This is a genomic window from Devosia subaequoris (assembly GCF_014197055.1).
Lineage (GTDB): Bacteria > Pseudomonadota > Alphaproteobacteria > Rhizobiales > Devosiaceae > Devosia > Devosia subaequoris.
In genome coordinates this window covers 71,560-80,804 of record NZ_JACIEW010000011.1, presented here as the reverse complement: position 1 = coordinate 80,804, position 9,245 = coordinate 71,560, and the positions used below count along the sequence as shown (strand labels likewise).

8 protein-coding genes are annotated in these 9,245 nt (G+C 60.7%); 3 read left to right on the top strand and 5 right to left on the bottom strand.

Features of this window, described 5'->3' with window-relative positions:
- Positions 1-166: 166 nt before the first annotated feature.
- From GGR20_RS17280 to GGR20_RS17260, 5 genes are all read right to left on the bottom strand, one after another.
- On the bottom strand, positions 167-1,018 hold the full coding sequence (locus tag GGR20_RS17280) for an HNH endonuclease (protein WP_183312598.1): 852 nt from the start codon (positions 1,016-1,018) through the stop codon (positions 167-169).
- An 88-nt stretch (positions 1,019-1,106) separates the two neighbouring features.
- A complete protein-coding gene (locus GGR20_RS17275) occupies positions 1,107-1,946 on the bottom strand; it encodes an ABC transporter ATP-binding protein (protein WP_246349721.1) in 840 nt (279 codons plus the stop codon).
- Complete coding sequence (locus GGR20_RS17270; RefSeq protein WP_183312597.1) at positions 1,943-2,971, bottom strand: ABC transporter substrate-binding protein; 1,029 nt, start codon at positions 2,969-2,971, stop codon at positions 1,943-1,945. Before GGR20_RS17270 ends, GGR20_RS17275 begins: the two co-directional genes overlap by 4 nt.
- A gap of 27 nt (positions 2,972-2,998) precedes the next feature.
- Positions 2,999-3,772, bottom strand: coding sequence for an ABC transporter permease (locus GGR20_RS17265; protein ID WP_246349720.1), 774 nt, complete (start codon positions 3,770-3,772; stop codon positions 2,999-3,001).
- Between the two features lie 176 nt (positions 3,773-3,948).
- Complete coding sequence (locus GGR20_RS17260; protein ID WP_183312596.1) at positions 3,949-4,710, bottom strand: FadR/GntR family transcriptional regulator; 762 nt, start codon at positions 4,708-4,710, stop codon at positions 3,949-3,951.
- A gap of 438 nt (positions 4,711-5,148) precedes the next feature.
- Here GGR20_RS17260 and chvE point away from each other — a divergent pair, with 438 nt between their 5' ends.
- The 3 genes from chvE to mmsB all read left to right on the top strand — a co-directional run bounded on the left by chvE (position 5,149) and on the right by mmsB (position 9,192).
- Complete coding sequence (gene chvE / locus GGR20_RS17255; protein ID WP_338084736.1) at positions 5,149-6,225, top strand: multiple monosaccharide ABC transporter substrate-binding protein; 1,077 nt, start codon at positions 5,149-5,151, stop codon at positions 6,223-6,225.
- Between the two features lie 154 nt (positions 6,226-6,379).
- On the top strand, positions 6,380-7,912 hold the full coding sequence (gene mmsA, locus GGR20_RS17250) for a multiple monosaccharide ABC transporter ATP-binding protein (RefSeq protein WP_183312594.1): 1,533 nt from the start codon (positions 6,380-6,382) through the stop codon (positions 7,910-7,912).
- Positions 7,909-9,192: a multiple monosaccharide ABC transporter permease gene (gene mmsB, locus GGR20_RS17245; RefSeq protein WP_183312593.1), complete on the top strand. Its 1,284-nt coding sequence runs from the start codon at positions 7,909-7,911 to the stop codon at positions 9,190-9,192. The genes mmsA and mmsB overlap by 4 nt, the downstream gene beginning before the upstream one ends.
- The last annotated feature ends 53 nt before the right edge of the window (positions 9,193-9,245 follow it).

The window sequence follows — 9,245 nt, the reverse complement described above, 5'->3', positions numbered from 1 at the left end:
AACTCGACCGTCAAATCCCTCCGCGCCAATGGTACTAAGTCTCAAGACTTGGGAGAGTAGGTCACTGCAAGGTCTGCCAAAAACACACACTCTCTCCACAAAACCAATACAAAAACGCCCCCGCAAATCAGCGGGGGCGTTTTGCGTTCTGGCCTGCGCTTCGTATCTACCCCAGAAACACGTGATCGCGGTGAAACTGCAGGTGCTCGGCCCGTGGCCAGGCCTGCACTGCATTGGGGAAACGCGCCGCTTGCCGGCCATGCAGTTGCCGGCGCAGCGCGGGCGGTGCCAGACTGCTCAGGATGATCCCGCCAGCATCGGCCAGCGTGAAGCCGCCGCGGTCATAGAACCAGCGATGGGTCCGGCACATGGGCATGGCATTGGTCAATTCATCCGGCCCGCCATGCGCGAGCGCCCTGAGGTGACAGACTTCGACCTCATGGGCGCCGATCGCGTGGATCGAATTGTCATCGCCACAAACTGCACAGGCGGTGCCATAAGCCTGCAGAACTGACCATCGCAACTGCACATTGCGCAATATGGCGACCCTGCCACGACGTGCGGGCGGCGGTGCATCTCGATGGTGCAATGCCGGCGCCTGCGGCATCTGGAACCCGTCTATTGCACCATTTTGGTTGGCGAGTGCCAAAGCGGCAATTTGATCCTCTGGCAAGAGAGCCCGAATGCTGGGAGAAAAGTGGCTAAAGTCCAGGCTGCCATCATGCCGATAGGCTCGGCTCTCAATCGGAGCCGCAAGCGCTTCGAGCGGGATGCAGTGTGTGAAGCGGGCGACATCTTCAAGTTTGAGAAACATGAAACGCCGCTGCGTCATGTCGGGGATCACATCGGTCAGAACTGCGGTGGCGAAATAGCCATGGCGGGGTTCGTCGCGCGGCGCATAGAGCAGAACCCGTGCACCCACGCTGGCCAGGGCCAGTCTTTTGTTGCGATTGTCCATGCGGACGCGGTCGAGTGATCTTTGACGTGTGGGACGGACATTGAGTACGGCCACAGGCATACGGAGTTCTCCTTGTCTGGAGAGCTACGTAGAAGGTCTCTTGGAAACAGTAGCTTAACCGAGATCAATGCCCTGGCAGCCCGCCCGGCTAGCGGCGGCCGAAAAACGCCGATGCCGGATCCGCCAGCACCAGGTCCCGGATCCGCGACCACAAATGCTCGCGCAATCGGCCATATTCTGCGACCCTCCGGGCATCGGTGCTACGGCGCGGTCGCGGCAGGTCGATCGTCAGGTCTTCGAGTACGGCGCCGCCGCCCATCACGATCACCCGGTCGGCCAGCAGCAGGGCCTCATCCACGCTATGGGTCACGAACAGCACGGTGGGTCGATGATGCTCCCACAGCGCTAGTAGATCATCCTGCATCAACTCACGCGTCTGGGCGTCCAGGCTCGCAAAGGGCTCATCCATCAGCAGCACGTCCGGCCGGCCAATCAGCGCGCGCGCCAGCGCCACACGTTGCCGCATGCCGCCCGACAGTTGGGCCGGATAATGGTTGGCCCATTGCGCCAGGCCGACCTGCTCAAGTTGCATTCGCACGCGCTGATTCAGCTCTGCTGTATCCAGGCCCTGTCCTTCGAGGGCAAAGCCGACATTGCCTGCAATGCTGCGCCAGGGGATGAGGCGGAAGTTCTGGAACACCATGCCGGTAGCCGGGCCCGGCCGCGGCGAGGTATCGCCGAGCTTGATCTGGCCCATATCCGGTTCCAGCAGCCCGTCCGCCAGACGCAGCAGCGTGCTTTTGCCACAACCCGACGGGCCGATCAGGGCGACGAATTGCTGTTCGGCAATCTCGAGATCGACCTGGCGCACAGCGCTGATCCGCCTACCATTGCCCGTAGTGAAATCTTTGCTGACCTTGGCAAAGCGAATGGCCCGCCCGCGCGTGGACGAATGAACCATCTCGGGAACGGGCGGGTGATCGCTCATCGATCGGCGGGGTCCATGTCTTCGACAGTGCCCAGCGTAGCCAGCGCCGCATCTGCCGGGACAAAGCTCACCCAGTCTTCCAGCGCAAGCGGAGTGGCCGTGGAAAAGTCTTCAGTGCCGAAGAGCCAGTCTGCCGTATAGGCCAACTCATCGGCGCTCATTCCGCCATTGACGCTCCAGCTCGTGGCAAAGCTTGCGACCAACGCATCCAGCACAGCCGCGTCGACATTGGGCAGGGCCCCGGCCATGCCCTCCACCCAGACCTGCGGATCGGCCGCAACATCGCGGCTGATGCGGATCAGGGCGCGAATGACGGCGGCCACGTCATCGGGACGTTCGGCCAGCACATTGCCCGGGACGGCATTGACCTTGTTGACCAGCGGCGCCGCGGTAAAATAGGCCTCCTGGTCGACCAGCACGTGCAGGCCCGTGGTGTCGGGCAGGCTCAGCCAGGTGCCGATCGACATGGTGGTAGCGTCGATCTGGCCGGCCGCCAGCGCCTGAGCCCGCACATTGGGCTGGCCTAGCGCAACAATCTGGGACTGATCGATGTTAGCGCCCATGCTGTCCAGCACCAATGATGACAGCGAATAGTCAAGGCTTCCGATCCGGCCGACCCCGAAGCGGGCGCCGGCCAAGTCTTCTACGGAGGTGATCTCGTCCTTCGCCGCGATCAGGAACGGCAGCGCCTTGTTGGGCGAGGTCACCGCACGAAGGTCAGTCGCCCCGGCGGCAATGGCCTGTAACAAGGCATCCACGCCGATATTGGCCATCTCGCCTTCACCCGCCTGCAGCGCTGCCAGCGCCGAGGGTGTCTGTTGCACGCGCACCAGTTCCACATTCACGCCCTCCTGGTCGAAATAGCCGAGCGTTTCAGCCAGGTCCATCACCGAATTGGGCACCAATGGTGGCTCGAGATGGGTGACGATCAGTCGAAAGGGCGCATCCGACTGGGCCATGGCACAGACGGAAAACGCACCCAGAATGACAAACGGGGCTAGAAGGCGGGTGAGCTTGGATGGCATTGGATAAGGTCTCGTTCTCTTTGGTATTCAGTTCGACCAGCGTGTCAGGCGAAGTTCAAGCAAACGCAGTAGTTCGGTGACGACGACCCCGATTGCGGCCAGCGTCAGGACGATGACGAAGTACTCGGCCATGCGGAAGGTATTGCCATAAAGGGCCAGAAGCCCGCCCAGGCCGGTCACGGCTGTGTAGAGCTCGGCAACCACGGTATTGATCAGGCCGATCGTGGCCCCGATGCGCAGGCCCGCCAGCACATAAGGCACAGCACCGGGCAGCACGATAGCCCTGAAAGTGCGGCCGCGCGAAGCGCCAACGCTTCGGGCCATTTCAACCAGGTCCGGGTCTGCCTGGCGCACCCCGGCATAGGTATTGATGATGATCGGCATCACGGCGCCCAGAAACACCACGAACAGCTTGGCCTCGATGCCCAGTCCGAGCGTGAGGATGATGAGAGGGATGAACGCTACCCGCGGCGTCGCCGCCAGCGCGTAGACATAGATTTCGATGGTTCGGCCCAACAGGCCGAACGCGCCCATGACAATGCCGAGCGGCAATGCAAACACGACGGCCAGCGCGAAACCGCCGAGATAGGTCACAAGGCTCGTTCCGAGTGCTCCCGGCAACCGGCCATCCGCCCAGAGGCGCTCGGCGGCCTCAAGCGTTTCCAACGGCGAGGGGATGATATTTCGGCTGACATTGTCGGCGGCCAGCGCCCAGAGCAACAAGAGCAGCGCCAGAACACCCAGCCGCATGGCGGCGACCAGCCAGGGCGAGGCCAAAGCTTGCTCCGAACGTCTAGCCAATGCCAGGTCTCCGTGAAATGGGCTGCGACCCTGCCCCAGCATCGCGGCCAGTCAGCAACAGATCGCACCTGATGGTAAGGCCCAGCGAATTCTGCACAACTGGCGATAAGCGCGCACCGGCATGCGCGTCAACCGGCATAGTGCCTAGTCGCCGTATCCTTGGGCCAATAATGCCATCAGGCTGGCTGGTCCGCCATGTTCGAGAGTGCATTGCGGATGTCGTTCTCGGTATCTTTCAAGTGCTGGCGCATGGCTTCGCCAGCGGCACGGGCATTGCCCGCCCGGATGGCATCAAGAATACGTTCATGCCAGGCAATGGTGTCGTACAGCGTGTGCCCGCGATTGGTGTGTCCGCGCCGGCTGATTTGGATCCCGTACCGGAGTTGGGCCGACATGGCCTCGAACAGATAGCCCAGGATACGGTTGCCACTGGCCAGGGCCACCGCTTCATGGAACCCCACATCGAAATCGTGGAAGCGGCGGTCGGCCGCTGGGTCCCCCTTTATGGCAGCGTCCGCATTGTCCTGCATCCCGTGCAACGCGCTTTCGATGGCGGCAATCCCCGCGCGGTTGGCGCGCTTTGCGGCCAGGGTCGCGCTTTGCACTTCGAGCGAGAGCCGGACCTCGATCAGATCGAAAAGGCTCTTGGAGTCATTATGCAACAGCGATGTTAGAAAATCCGAAAAGGCCGCACCATCCGGCTCTCGCACCACAGCTTTTCGGCCACGCGCGATGTCCAGCAGACCGCGCCCCGCAAGCAGCTTGATCGCCTCGCGAATGGTCAGGCGGTTGACCGCATAGCGGCTCGCCAGCTCGGCTTCGCTGGGCAGGCTGGCGCCCGGGGTCAGCGCGGTGAGGATCTCATTGGCCAGATCGTCCGCAACATCGGCCGCAGCGCTGCCTCCTCCGGATAAGGAACCGGTTCTAGAAATTCTCAACTCCAAACATATCTGATAACTTCAGAGGTTTGTGCCGGCTTTTTTGATCCGTTGCAACTCCCGATAGTGCGTCTGCCGCTGAGCCCACAGATCACGCATGCGCCGCGCCGCAGGCCCTGCATTTTTTACGATAGTCGAAAAATACTAGGTGGCAGGCACGAGGGCGCTTTACACGCCTATCTGATTATTCTAGCGTCCAGCGCGCGGGCTTGGGAGAGTCCATCATGGCGGCAAACCGCTGTCTGTGCCGGAGGATTCAAATCGTTCCACAAGGCAATGCCCTAAGGGTGTTGACCTGATCCAGAGGCGGCTTCAGCCGGCGATCAATGGTGCGACCTTGTGGTTGTGCCGATGATGGCTGGGTCCAGAGCCGTCAGATTTTTCCGAACCCAGAAGACCACAAACAACCAATCTCGAAAGTTTTTAGGGAGTCGAGACGTGAAGGTTCTCAAATCAATCGCGACACTGGTCGCCACGGGTGCGATGCTCGCAACCGCTGTCACCGGTGCGTTTGCCCAGGATAAGGGTCTCATTGGCGTTGCCATGCCGACCTCGTCCTCGCTGCGCTGGATCTCGGACGGCAACGAGCTCAAGACTGCCCTTGAAGGCATGGGCTATTCTGTCGACCTGCAGTTTGCAGAAGACGACATTCCGAACCAGCTGGCCCAGGTCGAGAACATGGTCACCAAGGGTGCCAAGGTCCTCGTGATCGGCTCCATCGACGGCACCACGCTCTCAGCCGTGCTGCAGAACGCTGCCGACCAGGGAGTCAAGGTCATTGCCTATGACCGTCTGATCCGCGAAAGCGGCAATGTCGACTACTATACCACTTTCGACAACTTCCAGGTGGGCGTGCTCCAGGCCAACAGCCTGGTGAAGGGTCTTGAGCAGCGCTTCGGCGACGACAAGCCCTGGAATGTCGAGCTGTTCGGCGGTTCGCCGGACGACAACAACGCCTTCTTCTTCTATGACGGCGCCATGGCCGTGCTGCAGCCTATGATCGACGCTGGTGACATCGTCATCAAGTCGGGTCAGCAGGGCATGGAGCAGGTCGGTACGCTCCGTTGGGACGGCGCTGTCGCCCAGGCACGCATGGATAATATCCTGTCGGCCAACTATTCGGACGGCAGCCGCGTGCATGGCGTGCTCTCCCCCTATGATGGTCTGAGCCGCGGTATCATCTCCTCGCTGCGTGGCGTTGGTTACGGCTCGGGCGACCTCGAATGGCCGATCATCACCGGCCAGGATGCAGAGACCCCTTCGGTCAAGGCAATCATTGCTGGCGAACAGTACTCGACCGTGTTCAAGGACACCCGTGAACTGGCTCAGTACACTGCCCAGCTCATCGACACCGTGCTGTCGGGCGAAGAGCCGACCGGTCTGGACACCTCGACCTATGACAACGGCGTCAAGGTTGTGCCCTCGATCCTGCTGACCCCGTATGAAGTGGACGTCACCAATTACGAAGAGCGCGTGGTCGATTCAGGCTACATCAACGCTGAAGAGCTGCAGTAAGCGGCTTGCGATCAGGGGATCCCGTTCATTCGGGGTCCCTTTTCAGGCTATTTCACCGGGCCTTCCAACCGTCTATTGGCGCTCGGAGGGCCGGGTTCATAAGGGGCGAAGCTCCGGTGAGCCCATTGTCGGTCACTGAAATGACAGGGTCAGCATGACCAAAACCATTCTGGAGATGCGCGGCATCACCAAGACCTTCCCCGGCGTCAAGGCGCTGTCCGACGTCAATCTGGATGTGCGCGAGGGCGAGATTCACGCCATTTGCGGCGAGAACGGCGCGGGCAAATCCACCCTGATGAAGGTGCTGAGCGGGGTCTATCCCACCGGCTCGTATGACGGGCAGATCATTTATCGGGGTGAAGAGCAGCACTTCAAATCGATCAGCGACAGCGAGCACAAGGGCATCGTCATCATCCATCAGGAGCTGGCACTGGTACCGCTGCTCTCGATTGCCGAGAACATCTTTCTGGGCAATGAGCAGACCAGGGGCGGCATTATCGACTGGGACGAGACCCGCGATGGCGCGCGCAAACTGCTCAAAATGGTGGGGCTCAAGGAAGATCCCGATACGCTGATCACCAATATCGGGGTGGGCAAGCAGCAGCTCGTCGAGATCGCCAAGGCGCTCTCCAAGCAGGTGCAATTGCTCATTCTAGACGAGCCTACCGCGTCGCTCTCCGAAAAGGACAGCCAGGCACTGCTCGACCTGTTGCTCGAGTTCAAGAAGCAGGGCATTACCTCGATCATCATCAGCCACAAGCTCAACGAGATCTCCCGCATCGCCGACCGCGTGACCGTCATCCGCGACGGCAAGTCGATCGAGACGATGAACACCGAGGACATCACCGAGGATCGCATCATCACCTCGATGGTGGGCCGCGCGCTGAACGACCGCTATCCCGCACGCACTCCGAATGTGGGCGAAGTGGTGCTCGAGGTGCGCAACTGGAACGTCTTCCATCCCCAGCATCGCGAGCGGCAGATCATTCGCGACGTGAACATCTCGCTTCGCAAGGGCGAGGTCGTCGGTATTGCCGGCCTGATGGGCTCGGGTCGCACCGAGTTTGCCATGAGCGTATTCGGTAAATCCTATGGGCAGAAGATTTCCGGGGAAGTCTTTGTCAACGGTCAGAAGGTAGACACCTCAAGCGTCGACAAGTCGATCCGCAATGGCATTGCCTATGCCACCGAGGACCGCAAGACCTATGGCCTGAACCTGATCGACCACATCAAGCACAACACCACCATTGCCAATTTGAGGGGTGTGTCTCGCTGGAACGTGATCGATGATCTGGCTGAACTCGACGCGGCCAATGACTACCGCAGAAAGACCAATATCCGCTCCTCCAGCGTCTATCAGGTCGTGGGCAACCTCTCTGGCGGCAACCAGCAAAAAGTGGTGTTGAGCAAATGGCTCTACGCCAATCCCGATGTGCTCATTCTCGATGAGCCGACCCGCGGCATCGACGTGGGGGCCAAGTATGAGATTTACACCATCATCAATCAGCTCGCCGCCCAGGGGAAGGCGATCCTGGTGATCTCTTCGGAAATGCCCGAGCTCCTGGGCATCACCGACCGTCTCTATGTTATGAATGAAGGCCGCATCGTGGGCGAAATGCCCACCAGCGAGGCGAGCCAGGAAAAGATCATGCGCTCCATCGTGCGCGCCGAAGGAAAGGCATCATGACCACCGAAACTGCACCGACCGGAACCGGTTCCGCGGCCCAGCCGGCTCAGACCCATGAATTGACGCTAATGGGCGCTCTGCGCGCCAATATGCGCGATTACGGTCTGCTACTGGCGCTGATCCTCATCATGCTGTTTTTCCAGTATTTCACCAATGGCGTGCTGTTCAAGCCGGTGAACCTGACCAACATCATCCTGCAGAACAGCTACATCATCGTGATGGCGCTGGGCATGCTGTTGGTCATCGTGGCCGGTCACATCGACCTGTCGGTCGGTTCGGTCTCCGGCTTCATCGGTGCTTTGGCGGCCATGCTCATGGTGGGCTGGAATTTCCCCCCCGAACTGGCCTTCCTGGCCCATCCGCTGGTGGCCGGCGCCATCTGTCTGCTGGCTGGCGCGGCCATTGGTGCCGCGCAGGGCTACATCATTGCCTATCACCGGGTGCCCGCCTTCATCGTCACGCTGGCCGGCATGTTGATTTTCAAGGGGCTGTCGCTGGCTATCCTGTCCGGAAAGTCGGTTGGTCCGTTCCCTCCCGAGTTTCAAATGCTCTCGGCCGGTTTTATTCCCGATATCGTGGGCCCGATCACCATGCCCTGGCTGGCTGAGAACGGGCAGAACGTGGTGTTGCACTCCACGACCATGGTGATCGCCATCCTGGCCATTGTCGGCATGGTGTTCTTCTCGATCCGGGGGCGTGGCCGCCGCCTGGCGCGCGGCTATGACGTCGAACCGTTCAGCCTGTTTGTCATCAAGAATGTGGTGATTGCAGCCTTGGTGCTGTTCTTCGCCTACATGCTCGCTTCCTATCGCGGCCTGCCCAACGTGCTGGTGGTGATGGGCGTGTTGATCGCCTTCTTCGTGTTCATGACCAAGCGCCTGACCTTCGGGCGCCGTATCTACGCCCTGGGTGGTAACCTCAAGGCTGCGGCCCTCTCGGGCATCAAGACCGAACGCACCACCTTCTACATCTTTGCCATCATGGGTGCCCTGGCGGCACTCGCCGGCATGATTTATGCGGCGCGCCTCAACTCGGCGACGCCGAAGGCCGGGCAGGGGCTCGAGTTGGATGTGATCGCGGCCGTGTTCATTGGTGGCGCTTCGGCGCTGGGCGGGGTTGGCCAGGTCGCCGGCGCGGTGATCGGTGCCTTCATCATGGGCGTGATGAACAACGGCATGTCGATCATGGGCGTCAATATCGACTGGCAGCAGATGATCAAGGGCGTGGTGCTGCTCGCAGCTGTGTTCTTCGATCTCTACAACAAGAACCGCTCCGCCTGACGCGGGTTAAACCGAAACACGATGTCGCCGGATCGATCCGGCGGCATCGGCCA